We start from the raw sequence: 16,255 nt of genomic DNA, 5'->3' as shown, positions 1-16,255 counted from the left end.
TTTTCTCGTGACAGCGATGAGATGCAACAATATACGGTCAATGTACCTATCAGAATGACCGGATCACGAATGAAAGACTGGCATCCAGATCTCAGCCGCAGCAGCAGCCCGCGTTACATGGCGATCGCCGATCTGATCGAAATGGATCTGCGCAGCGGCCATCTGATGGCCGGTGACCGTCTGCCGCCGCAGCGTGAACTTGCCAAGCGGCTGAACGTCGATTTCACGACAGTGGCGAGAGGTTACGTCGAGGCGCAGAAGCGCGGTCTCGTGGATTCCCATGTCGGCCGGGGCACTTTCGTCACTGGCGCTGCGCTCACGCAGCGCCAGGATTTGCGCGATACCGCGCCCGACCCCGCCGCGCGTCCGTCGTCGACTTTTCGATGAACCTCCCGCCGGAGCCGGACGATCCGGAGTTGATCGCACGCATGCGTGAGGGCATCTCGGCAGTGGCGGCGAGCCTCGTCCCGCTTCTGCGCTATCAAGGCTTCGGCGGCTCCGGCATGGACAAGGAGGCTGCCGCCGCCTGGCTCGGCCGCCGGGGCCTGATGCCTTCGCAGGAGCGGATCTTCGTCACGCCGGGCGCCCATCCGGCCCTGCTGGCGATCTTCGGCCTGCTGGCAAAGCCCGGCGAGACCGTGCTTTCAGAAGTCACCACTTATCCCGGTATGCGCTCGATCGCAGCACAGTTGCGGCTCAATCTTGTCGGCCTGCCGATGGACGGGGACGGTATCCTGCCGGATGCTTTGGCCGGGGCCTGCGAAAGGTTGGAGCCGAAGGCGCTCTATCTCAATCCGACGCTGCAGAACCCGACGACGCTGACGATCCCCGCTCTCCGCCGAGAGCAAATCGCAGCCGTCGCCCGCAAATATCGTCTGCCAATTGTCGAAGACGATGCCTATGGCTTCATTCCGGAGGAAGGGCCTGCGCCGCTTGCGGCAACGGCGCCCGATCTGACCTGGCATATCGGCGGCCTGGCGAAATGCCTCGGCGCCGGCCTGCGCCTTGCCTATGTGGCGGCGCCCGACACCAGGGCGGTGTGGCCCTTCGTCAGCGCCATGCGCGCCAACAATGTCATGGCCTCGCCGTTGAATATGGCGCTCGCCACCCGCTGGATCGAGGACGGCACGGCCGATGCGATCCTGCGCTTCATCCGCGCCGAGGCCGGCGCCCGCCAGCAGATGGTCGCCGCCATCCTGCCTGCCGACAGCTACCGCGCCGATCCGCTCAGCTTCAATATCTGGTTGCCTCTGACCAACGGCTGGACCCGTTCCACCTTCGGCAGCCATATGCATTCCTCCGGCATCGGTGTGGTGGCAAGCGATGCCTTCACGGTCGAGGGCACCGCGCCCGAGGTCGTCCGGGTCTGCCTCGGCGGCCCGATCGCACGGGAGAAGTTGTGGGGTGCGTTGGAGTTCATGGCCCATGCGCTCGAAGGCCCGCCGGAGATGGCGGCCTCGTTCTTCTGATCCGGCGATCGCGGCCTGGCATGCCCCAGGCAGGCCGCTCCTCGAATGACCTGCCCTGATTAGTTACCGGGCTTATGCGGCAATCTGACAGATTGATTGGTGTCGCCCGGGCAATGTATTTGTATTGAAGGCATACATTGCGCTGAATTGAATGGGGCCACCAGATAGGACAGTCATCATGGACACCGAATATCCCGCGCTTCCTCCGATGCAGACCGGCGTCAGGGGACGCTGCCCGCGCTGCGGACATGGCCATATGTTCAAGGGCTTCCTGACGCTGCAGCCGCAGTGCGAAGCCTGCGGCCTCGATTACTCATTCGCAGATCCGGCCGACGGCCCGGCCTTCTTCGTCATCTGCTTCGCCTGCATTCCGAGCGTGCTGCTCGGCGTCTGGCTGGAGGTGGCGTTTTCGGCACCGATCTGGGTGCAGCTTCTTGTCACCGGCCCATTCATGCTCGCCACCTGCATTCCGCCGCTCAGGCCGCTGAAGGGCTGGCTGGTCGCAAGCCAGTATTTCTACAAGGCGGAAGAGGGCAAACTAGCCTGAAGCTGCGGCCTATCTCAGCGTCGCGCGCAGGCGCGGCGTCGTGAAATCGATGAGCGCGCGCAATTTCAGCGGCACCAACCCCTGCGAGGGGTAGACGAGATGCACCGGCGCCGGCTGCGGTTCGAAATCGGCAAGCAGCGGCACCAGCAGGCCTGCGGCCTCGGCTTGTGCGGCTTGGTAGGAGAGCACGCGCGTGATGCCGAGACCGGCGACGGCGGCATCCACGGCCGCCTCCGCGGTGTTGACCGCAAGCCTTGAGCGGATTGCCACGACGAGCTCCCGTTTGCCCTCCACGAATGTCCAGCTGCGCGTGGAGGCCATGCCCTCGAAAGTGATGCAGTCATGGGCGGAAAGATTGCTGGGGTCGCGGATTGCGGCGTGCCGGGCGACATAATCCGGGCTTGCATAGACCGTGCGGCGGATCGCGCCGAGCCTTGTGGCAATCAGGTTGCTGTCGGCCAGGTTGCCGATCCGGAGCGCGAGATCAATATGATCCTCGACGAGGTTCGCCAGCCGGTCGCCCAGCATCAGCCGCAGATTGATTTCAGGATAGGCCTTCAGAAAATCCACGACGACCGGCAGGACATGCAGCCTCCCGAAGACGATCGGCGCCGTCATCGTCAGTTCACCCTTCGGTGCGCTGTATTCGCCGGCCGCCGTCCGTTCCGCCTCTTCCACCCGGTTGAGAATTTCCCGTGCCGCCTCGACATAGGAGCGGCCGGCCTCCGTCAGCGCGATCTTCCGGTTGGTTCTTTGCAAGAGCCGCGCGCCGAGATGCGCTTCCAGTTCCGAAACCTTGCGGCTGACGGTGGCAAGCGGCGAGCGCAGATGCCGGGAGGCGGCCGACAGGCTGCCTTGTTCGACGACGGTGAGAAGCACTGTCATGGCTTCGAGGCGGTCCATGCTGTCCTTCCATAAATTGGAAATCCCTCTCTCAGATTAGCATTCTACTGCATCTCAATGGAAGGTCGTAGATTCGCTGCCGATGGTCCCGAGCAGCCATCGCCAATCGCGTTCGTTCACAGAGGAGCCATCATGAAACTCTACCATCACCCGCTGTCCGGCCATTCGCATCGCGCCCATCTTTTCCTGTCGCTGCTTGGTGTGTCCTATGAACTGGTCGAGGTCGACATGGCGGCGGGCGCCCACAAGGCGCCGGATTTCCTCAAGCTCAATCCGTTCGGCCAGGTGCCGGTTCTCGATGATGATGGCACGGTCATTGCCGATTCATCCGCCATCCTCGTCTATCTCTCGCGCAAATACGGCCGCACCGACTGGCTGCCGGAGGAAGCGGTTGCGGCGGCGCGGATACAGAAATGGCTGTCAGTCGCCGCGGGCGAGATCGCCTACGGGCCCTGTGCGGCCCGCCTGATCACCGTCTTCGGGGCCGATTTCCGCACGCAGGAGGTGATTGCCCGGGCGCACCGCATCCTCGCCCTGGTCGAGGCGGAGCTCGGCGCCCGCAGCTTCCTGCTCGGCGACAGGCCGACCATCGCCGATATCGCGCTTTACAGTTACATCGCCAATGCGCCGGAGGGCAACGTCGATACCTCGGCCTATCCGAGCGTCCGCGCATGGCTTGCGCGCGTCGAGGCGCTGCCGGGTTTCGTCGGCTTTCGCAAGACGAAGATCGGTCTTGCCGCATGAACAGCCGCCGGGGCGGATTGCCGTCCCGGCCTCCCGATGATCCCGAAAGGAGGCCATGATGCTGAACGAGACAGGACAGGATGCCGCATCGCCCTGGCACGAGGGTGAACTTGCAATGCAGCGCAGTATCGGCGTGGTCGAACGCATGGACGGGCCGGGGCGCAATTTCATCCGCAAGGCCATGCCGGAACAGCACCGCGCCTTCTTTCCAATGCTGCCTTTCGTGGTGCTCGGCGCGGTCGACGCCAGGGGCGATGTTTGGGCGACGGTGCGGGCGGGACGGCCGGGGTTCATGTCCTCGCCGGTGCCGGAAGCTCTCGACGTCGAGCTGCGGCGCGATCCGGACGATCCTGCCGATGCAGGCATGGAAGATGGAGACGCGATCGCGCTGCTCGGCATACAGCTTGAGACCCGCAGGCGCAATCGGCTGAACGGCGTCATCCGCAGGACGGATGCCGAGGCTTTCCGCCTGCGGGTCGACCAGAGCTTCGGCAACTGCCCGCAATATATCCAGCCGCGCTCAGCCGCCTTCGTCCGCGATCCCGATATGCCGACAACGATCCGACCGCTTCACTCCGTCAACCTCGACGACCGCGCTCGGCGCATGGTCGAGAGCGCCGATACGTTTTTCGTCGCCTCCTATGTCGATCGTGACAACGGTGAGCGGCAGGTGGATGTCTCCCATCGTGGCGGCAGTGCCGGCTTCGTGCGGCTCGGCGCCGACGGCGTGCTGACCATCCCTGATTTTCCCGGCAATCGGTTCTTCAACACGCTCGGCAATCTTCTCGTCAACCCCACGGCCGGGCTGGTCTTCGTCGATTTCGAAACCGGCGATATGCTGCAGATGACCGGAAGCGCCGAAATATTACTGTCCTCCCCTGAGATCGCCAGCTTTGAAAGGGCCGAAAGGCTGTGGCGGTTTATGCCTGAAAACATCGTGTTTCGTCCGGATGCTCTGCCGTTGCGCTGGGGCCGCAATCTCGACCGTTGAGAAGAGACTGCATCATGCCGCTTGCAAGTCATTGTACCGATGAGTACAATGATGACAGATCAGTACAGGAGAGAGAGCATGTCCAGCCTCGTCCCGCCCTTCAGCCTCGAGACTGCCACCCGCAAGGTCCGTCTTGCCGAGGACGGCTGGAACAGCCGTGATCCCGAGCGCGTCTCGCTCGTCTATGCGCCGGACAGCCGTTGGCGGAACCGCGCCGAATTCATCACCGGCCGAGCCGAGATCGTTGCTTTCCTCACCCGCAAATGGGCCAAGGAGCTGGATTACCGGCTGATCAAGGAAATCTGGGCCTTTACCGACAATCGCATCGCCGTGCGCTTTGCCTATGAATGGCACGATGACAGCGGCAACTGGTTTCGCTCCTATGGCAATGAGAATTGGGAATTCGACGCGACCGGCTTGATGCAGCGCCGTTTTGCCTGCATCAACGATCTGCCGATCCGGGAAACGGAGCGCAAATACCACTGGCCGCTCGGCCGGCGGCCGGATGACCATCCCGGCCTGACCGAGCTCGGCCTCTAAAGGACGTCGCGATCTTTCAGCTTCGTTCGCCGCGCTTTGGGTGTTTGATTTTCCGCATGTCTCGCAAAACCGCTGCACGCTTTTGCGCGAGATGCTCTAGAACAGGATGAATTCAGGCCGGTGAAGACCGTCTACGAACGCGCCGATATCATACCGCTGCTCGCGGAAACCTTTCGCGAGCTCGGATATGAGGGCGCCACTCTCAGCCGCATCACGGAACGCACGGGCATCGGCAAGGGCAGCCTTTATCATTTCTTCCCCGGCGGCAAGGAGGAGATGGCCGGCGCCGTGCTCGCCGATGTGGATGCCTGGTTCGAACAGGCGATCTATCGGCCGCTGAGGGATGACGACGCCCGTCAGGCGATTGCGGCGATGTGGGTCAATGTGAATGAATATTTCCGCGCCGGCGGCCGCATCTGCCTCGTGGGCGCCTTCGCACTCGACGACACGCGCGAGCGGTTTTCTTCGGCGATCGGCGATTATTTCTTGCGCTGGATCGACGCGTTGCGTTCGGCGCTTATGCGGGCTGGCTGTTCTGAGACAGAGGCGCAGACGCTTGCTGAAGAAGGCGTCTGCGGCATTCAAGGCGCGCTGGTCCTGTCGCGCGCGCTCCGAGATGGAAAAGTGTTCACCCGGTCGCTGGAAACGCTGGCGAACCGGCTTGAAACTGCGACGCGATGAGGGCAGGCCGTACATCCAAGCCGCTTTGCTTGTATCTCTCAGCGCTGTTGTTGCGGCTGCTGGGCCGGGCGCGCATTTTCCCGTTCAGGACGAATCTGGCGCCACTCATTTTCCATCTGGTCGACGACATGCTGGGGAATGGTGGTTTGTGTGTTGGCTGGCGTTTGCATCGGAAGTCTCCTCTTGTGGTGGTAGGGCTTCGGGGCGAAAATATGCATTGCACAAGACAAAAGGCGTGTAAATCAGGGGCTTAGGAACTTTAAACGATTAAGTTTTATTTTAATCGATTAAGACGCTTTTAACCATGAAATTCACAGGAAGCGCGGAATGGTTGTCCACATGGATCGGATATTCTTTTTTGATGCGGTGCGGCAAGAGCTCTTCAAAGGAGAACTGACTCAGCCTCAGGTAGTGGGTATGACGGCGATCCTCGATGCCTGGCAAAAACGGTTCGCTCAGGCCGACCTCCGGTGGCTCGCCTATATCCTTGCGACCGCCTATCATGAAACTGCCTATACGATGCAGCCGGTGCGCGAGACGCTGGCTGAAAGCGATATGCGCGCGGTCGAGATCCTCGAGGCCGCCTTTGCCGCAGGCAGGCTCTCCTGGGTGACGACGCCCTATTGGCGGCCGGATGAGGATGGCCGCTGCTGGCTCGGGCGCGGCCTGGTGCAGCTCACCCACAAGCGCAATTACGAGACGATGAGCGCGCTGACCGGCATCGATCTGGTGGCTGAACCCGGTCGGGCGATGGAAATGGATGCGGCCGTGACGATCCTGATCGAAGGCATGCTGCAGGGCAGCTTTACCGGCCACAAACTCGCCGATCACCTGAATGCCACGACCGAGGACTGGGTAAATGCGCGCCGCATCGTCAACGGCACCGACCGGGCCGAGAAGCTCGCGGATTATGCCATGGCCTTCAATGTGGCGCTGCGTCCGGATGCCGCTCGGGGTGGGCCCCGCGGTTGAAGGCCTGAGGCGCGCGTGTTATCGCGCAGGCCGACCTCTGAAATCTGACAGGAGCTTCCGCGTGATCCGCCATATCGTCTTCTTCACCGTGCAGGAGGAACATCTGGAAGAGGTGAGGGCGGGACTTTCGATCCTGACCGGAATTCCACACGCGCGGCTGCTGGAAATCGGCACCAATGTGAAAACCGATCAACTGGGCACCGAGGTCGATCTTGTGGTCTATGGCGAATTCGACGATGAGGCGGCACTCGCTGCTTATAAAGCGCACCCCGATTACCAACGCTCGATCGAGCGCGTGCGCCCGCTCCGGGAAAAACGCATCGCTGCCGATTACGACAGCCGCACGGCCGTCACGCGTCCGCTCTGATTTCGGCAGGCGATTGGTCTCAAGTTGGATCTTGTTAATATATCAAGCAGATGAGCGATTTTCTGGAATCGAGCCGTCGGCAGTTGAATGAAGTTCTGAGCCACCGGAGGCAGGTTTCGAAAAAGCCGGGGCAAGCGATTCAAAAGATTCGCGAACGGCCCGAATCCATGCCTCACGAAATGGCCGGGCTCGGCTGCGAGACCCGCGCGCCGCGCACCAACGCCATCAGCATCGCCACAAAGGTCAGGGACAACGCCGCGAGGACGGCTGCGGCGAAGAGCGCCGGGCCGGTGCCGGCGCGATCGAGGATGGCCGTGAAGACGACGGGGGCGACGGCATTGCCAAGGTTTTGCGGCAGCGACAGTCGGGCCGATTGCAGGCCGAATTCGCGCGGCGAGAACAGGGCCAGCGGCAGGAGCGCGCGCGCAACAGTCATGACGCCGGCGCCGAAGCCGTAGAGCAGGATGAAGGTAACGAGCACCGGCGTCGAAGGACTGACGACCAGCATTATCAGGAAGCCCGCCAGCATCAGGCCGATACCCATGGCGGCGCTGAGGATCGGATTGCCGCGCCGGCCGAGCAGCATGTCGAGGAAACGCGCCGAGATGCCGAGGATGCCTCGGGCCGAACCGAGCTGCAGCGCGAAGGCCGGCGAGGCGCCGGACTGGCGGAAGATTTCGAGCAGCGATGGCGAGATGCCGAAGGTGATGAAGGTGGTGATGGTCGTCGAGGCAGCGATCAGCAGAAAGGCCTTACGCTGCGCCGCCTTCGACAGCGGCACTGGGGCGATGTCGGCCGCGCCGCCGTCGACCTGGACAGCGATCGGTTTGGGTAGGGCGAAAAGATGCAGCGGCAGGCATATGAAGAATTGCAGCGCCGCGCAGATAAGGAAGGTCAGGCGCCACCCGAAGGCCTCGTTGAGCAGGCTGAGGATCGGCCAGAAGACGGCGCTCGAAAGCCCCGTGAACAGCATCAGGATGGCGATGACCCGCTTGCCGTTGATCCCTTCGCGTTCGACGACGGCAGTATAGGCCGGCGCGAACAGGCCGAGCGCGCCGCCGACGCCGATCACGACCCAGGCGGCGGCATAGAGAATAATGCTGTTTGCAGCTGCAAGCAGAGAGAGGCCAAGCGCAAAGATCAGAGACGCCGCCGAAAGCACCCGGGCAGCGCCATAGCGGGCCAGCCAGCGGCCGGTCGCCGGGCCGACGATGGCGCTGACGATCATCATGATGGTCAGGCCGGCAAACGCCACCTCGTTTGCTAAGCCAAGATCCGGAGCCACGATGCGGCCCATTACCCCGAGCATGTCGAAGGTCGTGCCCCAGCCGATGAGCTGGGTGATGGCGAGGACGATGACCGTCTGCGCCGAGCGGAAGCGGAAGGAATTGGGCATCGGTGCTGAAACGGCCTGAGATGCGGGAGCGGCAAAGGCATAACAGTTTCGACCGGCCGGATAAAGCGGCCGCCGTCGATTCGCGCTGCCGCCCTGCAGTTTTCTCAGATGGAGAACAAGAGGAAAGCCGACGCAATTCAAGGACGAGATGGCACACGTATAAGGTGTCCGTATCGATGCCCTGCATTGCCGTTTGACCCGTGGAAGATAGAGGCGATTCGTCGATGGCGGCCGGTTTAAGGCGACCTACGGCCGGTCGATAGCCAGAGCGACGGCAAAGCTATTGATGCAGCCTGGTGAAGCACCGTTTTGCAATGCGGGAGGGATCGCCGCTACCTGCTGTGACGGCGGTTTCCGCCGGCGGGAACCAAATGTCCAGACGGTCGAGAATGGTTCTAAACTCCCTGTATTACAGCGCATTCATTTGCCATTCAGGTCGCGTGAGTACATATTCGCACCAAGTTGGAACTACCCTTGAAAGCATAAGACATGGCCTTTCCTCTGAGCGTCGCAGTAATGGCCGCCGGACTGGTGGTATCGGCGCCCTCACCGGACGGCGCGGGCACCCTCGTCCTGCGCGTGGCGGGTGATTGCAGCGCCGCCGCAGCCCAGGTCGTCGAGCAGACGGGCGGGCAGCTTCTGTCCGTGCAACCGGTGGGAGATAGCTGCATCATTACCGTTCTCGTGTCGGGCAATGGCCAGCGTCCACGCAAGGTAACGGTAAAGGTTCCGATGTAACCGGAATCGGTCTATTCAAATGACGATCGATTGAAGCGGACGAAGGCGGACCGATGCGCATCCTGGTAGTAGAAGATGACGTCAACCTGAACCGGCAGCTTGCCGACACGCTGAAGGAGGCGGGATATGTCGTCGACCAGGCGTTCGATGGCGAAGAAGGGCATTTCCTCGGCGACACCGAACCCTATGACGCCATCATCCTCGATATCGGCCTGCCGGAGATGGACGGTGTGACGGTGCTGGAAAAATGGCGCGGGGCCGGCCGCGGCATGCCGGTTCTGATCCTGACTGCGCGCGACCGCTGGAGCGACAAGGTCGCCGGCATCGACGCCGGCGCCGACGACTATGTCACCAAACCTTTCCATGTCGAGGAAGTGTTGGCGCGTATTCGGGCGTTGATCCGGCGCGCCGCCGGCCATGCATCCTCCGAGATCGTTTGCGGACCGATACGGCTCGATACCAAGTCCTCGAAGGCGACGGTCAACGGCACGGCGCTGAAGCTGACCTCGCACGAATATCGCCTGCTCGCCTACCTCATGCATCACATGGGCGAGGTCGTCTCGCGCACGGAGCTGGTCGAGCACATGTACGACCAGGATTTCGACCGCGATTCCAACACGATCGAGGTCTTCGTCGGCCGTCTGCGCAAGAAGATGGGCGTCGACCTGATCGAAACGGTGCGCGGTCTCGGCTACCGAATCCAAGCGCCGAAACATGCGAATTAAGTCACTCACCGCACGTGTGTTGCTGCTGACCACGGTCTGGTCGACGGTGGCCCTGGTGGTGATCGGCCTGCTGATCTCGACACTCTACCGCAAGAGCGCGGAACGTGGTTTCCAGGATCTGCTGCGGGCCCAGCTCTATAACGTCATCAATTCCGTGACGATCGGCGATCAGGGGGCGTTGAGCGGCAGCCCGCAACTCGGCGATCTGCGCTTTGCCCAGCCGAAGACAGGCTGGTATTGGGTGGTGGAGCCGCTCGGCACCTATACCACCGCGCCGCTGGTGTCGCCCTCGCTCGGCTCGGCGCTCATTCCGGTCCCCTCGGTTGTCGAGGCGCCTTTCGACAAGAATTACGAGCGCTACTACCAGGTGACCGACGCCTCAGGGAACCGCGTGCAAGTCGCCGAGACCGAAGTGGTGCTCGACACGGACGGGCGCGCGGCGCGCTTCCGTGTGACCGGCAATGTCGACGTCGTCGAGGACGATGTGCGCACCTTTTCCCACAGCCTCTATCTGGCGCTCGCCGGCTTCGGCGTCGGCAGCCTGATCGTCAATGCGCTGGCGATCCTCTACGGCCTGAAACCGCTCGACAAGGCGCGTGCCGCATTGGAGCGCATCCGCGCCGGCGAGAGCGAGCAGCTGAAGGGCGACTTCCCGCGCGAAATCCTGCCGCTCGCCAACGAGGTGAATGCGCTGATCGACAGCAACCGCCGCATCGTGGAGCGGGCGCGCATGCAGGTCGGCAACCTCGCCCATTCGCTGAAGACGCCGATCGCCGTTCTCCTCAATGAGGCGCGCGTTCTCGAAAAATCCCACGGTGAACTGGTGCGCAGCCAGGCGGAATCAATGCAGGGGCAGGTGCAGTCCTATCTCAACCGGGCCCGCATCGCCGCGCAGCGCGAATCCGTGCTGGCCCGCACCGACGCCGAGCCGGCGCTGGAGCGGCTGGTGCGCGTCATGCGCCGCCTGAATGTCGACACCGAATTTGATCTCGTTGTCTCACCGCCGCATCTTGCCGTTGCCATGGAACAGCAGGATCTCGAGGAAACCGTCGGCAACCTCCTGGAAAATGCGGCGCGTTTTGCCAAGAGCAGGGTACGGCTTTCGGCCGTCGAGGCCGGCGAGGACGTGAAAGGGGCGGAGGCAAGCGCCCGCCGACGCTGGGTGGAGCTTGCCGTCGAGGATGACGGGCCCGGCCTTGAGCCCGACCAGATCCGTGAGGCGCTGAAGCGTGGCCGCAGGCTCGATGAAAGCAAGCCCGGAACCGGGCTCGGCCTTTCGATCGTCACCGAGATTTCCAACGAGTACCAGGGGCGGCTCGAGCTCTCGCGTGGCGAATGGGGCGGGCTGAAGGCGAAGCTAATCCTGCCTGGCGTCACAAAGGATGTTGCATGACCAACTGCTTGATGTCACAAAGATAGTGGCAAACGTATAGCATGCTTTGCCTTAATGCTGACACGGGGACGCTGCACTTCGATCGGCTGAATTTGACCTCTGATCGCGGTTCGACGCAATGATTCTACGCTCGCAAGGCATGATGGTTTCTGTCCTTCTTCTCGCTGTCGTGCTGTCCGGCTGCACGACGATGAAGGGCGTTGCTTCGCGCGGCATTTTTTCGAGCAAGCCGTCCGCATCGGCCGCCTTCATCACAGCGCTTCAGGGCGGCATCGTCGGCCGCAGCGGCGTGAGCTTGAGCGATAGCAACAAGCAGCGGGCGCTTGAGGCGGAATATCGGGCGCTGGAAGGGGCGGCGGTCGGCCAGCCGGTGGTCTGGAACGGCAACGACGTGACGGGCAAGGTGGTGGCGGCAGCACCCTATCAGGTCGGTTCGCAGAATTGCCGGCAATATACCCATACGCTGACCGTCGACGGCAAGGACACTGTGGCGCGGGGTGCTGCCTGCCGCAACGAAGACGGCAGCTGGTCGCCGCTCGGCTGAGATGGTTTCCGACCAGGAAAGGCCCTAAATTGCGGCGAATAGCCTCAATTCTTCGTCATTCCGGCTTTGGCAGTTGGAATGGCCGTGCGCTTCACGTATTTGGGCCGATATGCTGTTCTGGATTCTCGTTGCCGCTCTGACGGCAGCCGTCGCCGTCATCCTGCTTTACCCCCTTCTGCGCGGTGCGAGGGCGGCGCAGAGGAGGCGCGCCGGCGAGGCGGCAGTCTATCGCGACCAGTTGCGCGAACTCGACCGCGATCTTGGTGGCGGGCTGATCACCCCGGAAGAGGCTGATTACGCCAGGGCCGAGATCGGCCGGCGGCTGATCGCCGTCTCTGCCGGCGAGCCGGAGACGATAGAGAAACCGATAAGGCATCACCGCATCATCGAAGTCCTCGTCCTCTTGATCTTGCCGGTGCTCGGGCTCTGTCTTTATTTGACGACGGGCAGGCCGGACCTGCCATCGCAGCCACTGGAAGCGCGGCTGGAAAATCCCGGCAACGACGTGGCGGTGCTGATCGCCAAGGCGGAACGGCATCTGGCCCTGAATCCCGACGACGGCAAAGGCTGGGACGTGCTGGCGCCGATCTATTTCCGCACGATGCGGGTGGCCGATGCCGAGGTGGCCTACCGCAACGCGATACGGCTTCTCGGCCCGAGCCCGATCCGGTTCGACGGCCTTGCCGAGACGCTGATCACGATCTCCGAAGGGGTCGTGACGGAGGAGGCCCGCCAGGCGCTGGAACAGTCGCTGACGTTGGAGCCCGACAATCCGCGTGCCCGCTTCTACATCGCGCTCAGCTTGGAGCAGGCGGGACGAACCGACGAGGCGCGCCGGGCCTTCGAGGCGCTGGCGCAGCAATCGCCCGCCGATGCGCCCTGGCTGCCGCTGGTCAATGAGCATATCGCCAAGAATGGCGGCGCGGCTGCCCAGCCGGCGGCGCCTGGCGGACCGACGTCGGAAGACGTGGCGGCGGCTGAAAGCATGAGCGCCGGCGATCGCCAGCAGATGATCCGCGGCATGGTCGAAAGCCTCGATGCCAAACTCAGCGAGGATCCGAACAATTTCGAGGGATGGATGCGGCTCGTCCGCTCTTACGCCGTATTGAACGATAAGGATCGCGCAGCCGATGCCTTGAAGCGGGGGCTTGCCGCCTTTCCGCCGCGCGGTGAGCAGGGCCGGCAATTGCTGGCGCTTGGCAGGGAACTTGGCATCGCCACGGAGGGAATGACGCAATGACGCGCAAGCAGAAGCGCCTTGTGGTGATTGCAGGCGGGATGAGTTTCATCCTTGCGGCGGTGTTATTGGTGATGTTCGCCTTCAGCCAGTCTGTGGCGTATTTCTACATGCCTGGCGATCTTGCCAAGACGCCGGTGGCGCCGGAGACCCGCATCCGGCTCGGTGGTCTGGTGGGTGAGGGCAGCGTCCTGCGCGGCGCCGGTTCGACGGTGGAGTTTTCCGTCACCGACGGCAGCGCCAATGCGGTGAAGGTCAAATATACCGGCATCCTTCCCGATCTGTTCCGCGAAGGCCAGGGCGTCGTGACCGAGGGCGTGTTTGCCGCCGGCAGCAACGTCTTTACCGCCGATGCTGTGCTTGCCAAGCATGACGAGACCTATATGCCGAAGGAGGTGGCCGACAAACTGAAGCAGCAGGGGCTGTGGCAGGAAGGCAAGGGGCAAGGGCAGGAGGCAAAGGCGACGCAATGATCATCGAGATCGGCCACTACGCGCTCGTGCTGGCGCTGGCGACGGCGCTCATCGTCTCGGTCGTGCCGGTGATCGGCGCCCGCCGCTATGACCCGGCGATGATGGATGTGGCGAGCGTCGGCTCGATGGTGATGTTTTTGCTCGTCGCCTTCTCCTTCGCCGTCCTGACCTATGCCCATGTCGTCTCCGACTTCTCGGTCGAGAATGTCTGGGAGAATTCGCATTCGCTGGTGCCGCTGATCTATAAATATTCCGGCGTCTGGGGCAATCACGAGGGATCGATGATGCTCTGGCTGTTGATCTTGGCGCTGTTCAGCGCGCTCGTCGCGATCTTCGGCGGCAATCTGCCGGAGACGCTGAAGGCCAATGTGCTTGCCGTGCAGGCCTGGATCTCGTTCGCCTTCACCCTGTTCATTCTCTTGACCTCCAATCCCTTCCTGCGGCTCGATCCGGCGCCGGCAGAGGGCCGCGATCTCAATCCGGTGCTGCAGGATATCGGCCTCGCCATCCACCCGCCGCTGCTCTATCTGGGTTATGTCGGCTTTTCGGTCTGCTTCTCCTTTGCCGTCGCAGCCCTCCTGGAAGGCCGCATCGACGCCGCCTGGGCCCGCTGGGTCAGGCCCTGGACGCTGGCTGCCTGGACCTGCCTGACGCTCGGCATCGCCATGGGCTCCTACTGGGCCTATTACGAGCTCGGCTGGGGCGGCTGGTGGTTCTGGGATCCGGTGGAGAACGCCTCCTTCATGCCCTGGCTTGCCGGCACTGCGCTTCTGCATTCGGCCCTCGTCATGGAAAAGCGCGAGGCGCTGAAGATCTGGACGGTGCTGCTTGCCATCCTGACCTTCTCGCTGTCGCTGATGGGCACCTTCCTGGTGCGCTCCGGCGTGCTGACTTCGGTGCATGCCTTCGCCAGCGATCCCACCCGCGGCGTCTTCATTCTTTCCATCCTGCTGATCTTCATCGGCGGGGCGCTGTCGCTGTTTGCCCTGCGCGCGCCGAAGCTGTCGGCTGGCGGGCTGTTTGCGCCGATCTCGCGCGAAGGCGCCCTCGTCCTCAACAATCTGATCCTGACGGTCGCCTGCGGCACGGTGCTCACAGGCACGCTCTATCCACTGCTTCTGGAGACGCTGACCGGCGACAAGATCTCGGTCGGGGCGCCCTTCTTCAATATGACCTTCGGCCTGCTGATGGCGCCGCTGCTCGTCATCGTGCCGTTCGGGCCGCTGCTTGCCTGGAAACGCGGCGATCTGCTCGGCGCCCTGCAGCGGCTCTACGTTGTCGCCGGTCTCGCTTTCACAGCCGCCCTGGTCTTCTTCTATCTCGAGCATGGCGGGCCGGTGCTGTCGGTGCTCGGGCTGGCGGCCGGCATGTTCCTCATCCTCGGCGCAGTTGCCGATCTCTGGTATCGCGCCGGCATTGGCAAGGTGGCGGGCTCTCTCGCCTGGCGACGCCTGTCAGGCCTGCCGCGCTCGGCCTTCGGCACGGCGCTCGCCCATGCCGGGCTCGGCGTCAGCGTGCTCGGCATCGTTGCAGTCACCACTTTCCAGAGTGAACATGTCGTCGAGATGAAGCCGGGCCAGACGGTCGAAGCCGGCGGCTACAGCCTGCAGTTTGACGGCATGCGGCCGGCCAGGGGACCGAACTATACCGAGGAGCGCGGCCACTTCACCATTCGACGCGCAGGTGTCACGGTTGCCGACACCTGGTCGGCCAAGCGGCTCTATACCGCCCGGCAGATGCCGACGACGGAGGCCGGCATCCTGACCTTCGGTCTCAGCCAGCTCTACGTCTCATTGGGCGACGCCACCAGCAACGGCGGCATCGTCGTGCGCATCTGGTGGAAGCCGTTCATCCTCTGCATCTGGGGCGGCGCCTTGATCATGGCCGTCGGCGGCTTCGTCTCGCTTTCCGACCGGCGTCTGCGCGTCGGCGCCCCGCGCAGAAAGGCCAAGGCAAAACCGGCCGCCCCTGCCATGGAGCCGGCGGAATGAGGCGGCCTCTCTTCAGTCTCATCGTCGCCCTGTTCGTGCTCTTCGCACCCGTTTCCGCCTTCGCCGTCAATCCCGACGAGGTGCTGGCGGATCCGGCGCTGGAGGCCCGCGCCCGCACCCTTTCGGCAGAATTGCGCTGCATGGTCTGCCAGAACCAGTCGATCGATGATTCCAATGCCGAGCTCGCCAAGGACCTGCGCTTGCTGGTGCGCGAGCGCATCAGGAATGGCGACAGCGATGAGGCGGTGCTCAACTATATCGTGTCGCGCTACGGCGAATTCGTGCTTCTGAAGCCCCGGTTCAGCGTGAGGACGGTATTGCTCTGGGGCGCGCCGGTGCTGCTGATCCTCGCCGGCGGCGTGTCGCTGCTCGTCTTCGCGCGCAAGAGGGCAGGCCGGCCGACCGGAAGCAAGCTTACGCCGGAAGAGCAGGCGAAGCTCAGCGAGCTTCTCGAAAAAGAGCCGTCCGCAGGCGGCGGCCGTGACTGAACATTTCAAACATTACGAACTTTTCATTGATCGGACAGTTCGCAGTAAGGTGCGGC

The 16,255-nt window shown here is 63.1% G+C and carries 16 protein-coding genes and 3 pseudogenes; 16 read left to right on the top strand and 3 right to left on the bottom strand.

Going from position 1 to position 16,255, the window contains the following annotated elements:
* Nucleotides 1-69: 69 nt before the first annotated feature.
* Together FFR93_RS13185 and FFR93_RS13180 are read left to right on the top strand one after the other, a co-directional pair.
* A pseudogene (locus tag FFR93_RS13185) lies at nucleotides 70-1,469 on the top strand (PLP-dependent aminotransferase family protein).
* Between the two features lie 178 nt (nucleotides 1,470-1,647).
* Complete coding sequence (locus tag FFR93_RS13180) at nucleotides 1,648-2,016, top strand: DUF983 domain-containing protein (protein ID WP_138393552.1); 369 nt, start codon at nucleotides 1,648-1,650, stop codon at nucleotides 2,014-2,016.
* 9 nt (nucleotides 2,017-2,025) lie between these two features.
* Here the strand turns inward: FFR93_RS13180 and FFR93_RS13175 are convergent, their stop codons facing one another.
* On the bottom strand, nucleotides 2,026-2,919 hold the full coding sequence (locus FFR93_RS13175; RefSeq protein WP_064706656.1) for a LysR family transcriptional regulator: 894 nt from the start codon (nucleotides 2,917-2,919) through the stop codon (nucleotides 2,026-2,028).
* Nucleotides 2,920-3,051: 132 nt separating this feature from the next.
* Between FFR93_RS13175 and FFR93_RS13170 the strand changes: the two genes are divergently transcribed.
* The 4 genes from FFR93_RS13170 to FFR93_RS13155 all read left to right on the top strand — a co-directional run bounded on the left by FFR93_RS13170 (nucleotide 3,052) and on the right by FFR93_RS13155 (nucleotide 5,875).
* Entirely contained in the window at nucleotides 3,052-3,663 is a 612-nt protein-coding gene (locus tag FFR93_RS13170; protein WP_138393551.1) for a glutathione S-transferase family protein, read from the top strand.
* Between the two features lie 58 nt (nucleotides 3,664-3,721).
* On the top strand, nucleotides 3,722-4,654 hold the full coding sequence (locus FFR93_RS13165; RefSeq protein WP_138393550.1) for a pyridoxamine 5'-phosphate oxidase family protein: 933 nt from the start codon (nucleotides 3,722-3,724) through the stop codon (nucleotides 4,652-4,654).
* 78 nt (nucleotides 4,655-4,732) lie between these two features.
* Nucleotides 4,733-5,194, top strand: a complete 462-nt coding sequence (locus tag FFR93_RS13160) for a nuclear transport factor 2 family protein (RefSeq protein WP_138393549.1) — start codon at nucleotides 4,733-4,735, stop codon at nucleotides 5,192-5,194.
* A 120-nt stretch (nucleotides 5,195-5,314) separates the two neighbouring features.
* Nucleotides 5,315-5,875, top strand: a complete 561-nt coding sequence (locus FFR93_RS13155) for a TetR/AcrR family transcriptional regulator (protein WP_064706659.1) — start codon at nucleotides 5,315-5,317, stop codon at nucleotides 5,873-5,875.
* A gap of 38 nt (nucleotides 5,876-5,913) precedes the next feature.
* On the opposite strand, the gene FFR93_RS41900 is transcribed toward FFR93_RS13155, so the two are convergent.
* On the bottom strand, nucleotides 5,914-6,045 hold the full coding sequence (locus tag FFR93_RS41900) for a hypothetical protein (protein WP_259663883.1): 132 nt from the start codon (nucleotides 6,043-6,045) through the stop codon (nucleotides 5,914-5,916).
* A gap of 157 nt (nucleotides 6,046-6,202) precedes the next feature.
* Here FFR93_RS41900 and FFR93_RS13150 point away from each other — a divergent pair.
* Nucleotides 6,203-6,855, top strand: a pseudogene (locus tag FFR93_RS13150) (hypothetical protein).
* A gap of 53 nt (nucleotides 6,856-6,908) precedes the next feature.
* The gene (locus FFR93_RS13145; RefSeq protein WP_138393547.1) at nucleotides 6,909-7,214 is read left to right on the top strand and encodes a Dabb family protein; all 306 of its coding nucleotides are present in this window, start codon (nucleotides 6,909-6,911) and stop codon (nucleotides 7,212-7,214) included.
* Nucleotides 7,215-7,386: 172 nt separating this feature from the next.
* Here FFR93_RS13145 and FFR93_RS13140 read toward each other — a convergent pair whose 3' ends face one another.
* Nucleotides 7,387-8,610, bottom strand: a complete 1,224-nt coding sequence (locus FFR93_RS13140; protein ID WP_138393546.1) for an MFS transporter — start codon at nucleotides 8,608-8,610, stop codon at nucleotides 7,387-7,389.
* A gap of 489 nt (nucleotides 8,611-9,099) precedes the next feature.
* On the opposite strand from FFR93_RS13140, the gene FFR93_RS13135 reads away from it, so the two are divergent.
* From FFR93_RS13135 to FFR93_RS13100, 8 genes and pseudogenes are all read left to right on the top strand, one after another.
* Nucleotides 9,100-9,348 carry a hypothetical protein gene (locus FFR93_RS13135; RefSeq protein WP_064706662.1) on the top strand — a complete coding sequence of 83 codons (249 nt, stop codon included), beginning with the start codon at nucleotides 9,100-9,102 and terminating at the stop codon, nucleotides 9,346-9,348.
* A gap of 53 nt (nucleotides 9,349-9,401) precedes the next feature.
* Nucleotides 9,402-10,073, top strand: a complete 672-nt coding sequence (locus FFR93_RS13130) for a response regulator transcription factor (RefSeq protein WP_064706663.1) — start codon at nucleotides 9,402-9,404, stop codon at nucleotides 10,071-10,073.
* Complete coding sequence (locus FFR93_RS13125; protein WP_064706664.1) at nucleotides 10,063-11,466, top strand: HAMP domain-containing sensor histidine kinase; 1,404 nt, start codon at nucleotides 10,063-10,065, stop codon at nucleotides 11,464-11,466. Before FFR93_RS13130 ends, FFR93_RS13125 begins: the two co-directional genes overlap by 11 nt.
* 118 nt (nucleotides 11,467-11,584) lie before the next feature.
* The gene (locus FFR93_RS13120) at nucleotides 11,585-12,010 is read left to right on the top strand and encodes a hypothetical protein (RefSeq protein WP_138393545.1); all 426 of its coding nucleotides are present in this window, start codon (nucleotides 11,585-11,587) and stop codon (nucleotides 12,008-12,010) included.
* A gap of 78 nt (nucleotides 12,011-12,088) precedes the next feature.
* Nucleotides 12,089-13,250: pseudogene (ccmI, locus tag FFR93_RS13115) on the top strand (c-type cytochrome biogenesis protein CcmI).
* A complete protein-coding gene (gene ccmE, locus FFR93_RS13110; RefSeq protein ID WP_138393543.1) occupies nucleotides 13,247-13,720 on the top strand; it encodes a cytochrome c maturation protein CcmE in 474 nt (157 codons plus the stop codon). The pseudogene ccmI and the gene ccmE overlap by 4 nt, the downstream one beginning before the upstream one ends.
* Nucleotides 13,717-15,711 (top strand): heme lyase CcmF/NrfE family subunit, encoded by a 1,995-nt coding sequence (locus FFR93_RS13105; RefSeq protein WP_138393542.1) that lies wholly within the window; start codon nucleotides 13,717-13,719, stop codon nucleotides 15,709-15,711. Before ccmE ends, FFR93_RS13105 begins: the two co-directional genes overlap by 4 nt.
* A complete protein-coding gene (locus FFR93_RS13100) occupies nucleotides 15,708-16,199 on the top strand; it encodes a cytochrome c-type biogenesis protein (RefSeq protein WP_138393541.1) in 492 nt (163 codons plus the stop codon). Before FFR93_RS13105 ends, FFR93_RS13100 begins: the two co-directional genes overlap by 4 nt.
* Nucleotides 16,200-16,255: the final 56 nt, after the last annotated feature.

The sequence above is a fragment of the Rhizobium sp. MHM7A genome (assembly GCF_005862215.1).
Taxonomy (GTDB): Bacteria; Pseudomonadota; Alphaproteobacteria; order Rhizobiales; family Rhizobiaceae; genus Rhizobium; species Rhizobium bangladeshense.
This window is presented reverse-complemented; position numbering and strand designations above follow the sequence as displayed.

What these genes read in the sequence shown, in the direction of transcription:
- FFR93_RS13130 (WP_064706663.1), top strand. Translation starts at nt 9,402, where the DNA reads ATGCGCATCCTGGTAGTAGAAGATGACGTCAACCTGAACCGGCAGCTT.
- FFR93_RS13140 (WP_138393546.1), bottom strand. Translation starts at nt 8,610, where the DNA reads ATGCCCAATTCCTTCCGCTTCCGCTCGGCGCAGACGGTCATCGTCCTC.
- FFR93_RS13160 (WP_138393549.1), top strand. Translation starts at nt 4,733, where the DNA reads ATGTCCAGCCTCGTCCCGCCCTTCAGCCTCGAGACTGCCACCCGCAAG.
- FFR93_RS13105 (WP_138393542.1), top strand. Translation starts at nt 13,717, where the DNA reads ATGATCATCGAGATCGGCCACTACGCGCTCGTGCTGGCGCTGGCGACG.
- FFR93_RS13125 (WP_064706664.1), top strand. Translation starts at nt 10,063, where the DNA reads ATGCGAATTAAGTCACTCACCGCACGTGTGTTGCTGCTGACCACGGTC.
- FFR93_RS13165 (WP_138393550.1), top strand. Translation starts at nt 3,722, where the DNA reads ATGCTGAACGAGACAGGACAGGATGCCGCATCGCCCTGGCACGAGGGT.
- FFR93_RS13175 (WP_064706656.1), bottom strand. Translation starts at nt 2,919, where the DNA reads ATGGACCGCCTCGAAGCCATGACAGTGCTTCTCACCGTCGTCGAACAA.
- FFR93_RS13135 (WP_064706662.1), top strand. Translation starts at nt 9,100, where the DNA reads ATGGCCTTTCCTCTGAGCGTCGCAGTAATGGCCGCCGGACTGGTGGTA.
- ccmE (WP_138393543.1), top strand. Translation starts at nt 13,247, where the DNA reads ATGACGCGCAAGCAGAAGCGCCTTGTGGTGATTGCAGGCGGGATGAGT.
- FFR93_RS41900 (WP_259663883.1), bottom strand. Translation starts at nt 6,045, where the DNA reads ATGCAAACGCCAGCCAACACACAAACCACCATTCCCCAGCATGTCGTC.
- FFR93_RS13120 (WP_138393545.1), top strand. Translation starts at nt 11,585, where the DNA reads ATGATTCTACGCTCGCAAGGCATGATGGTTTCTGTCCTTCTTCTCGCT.
- FFR93_RS13100 (WP_138393541.1), top strand. Translation starts at nt 15,708, where the DNA reads ATGAGGCGGCCTCTCTTCAGTCTCATCGTCGCCCTGTTCGTGCTCTTC.
- FFR93_RS13170 (WP_138393551.1), top strand. Translation starts at nt 3,052, where the DNA reads ATGAAACTCTACCATCACCCGCTGTCCGGCCATTCGCATCGCGCCCAT.
- FFR93_RS13180 (WP_138393552.1), top strand. Translation starts at nt 1,648, where the DNA reads ATGGACACCGAATATCCCGCGCTTCCTCCGATGCAGACCGGCGTCAGG.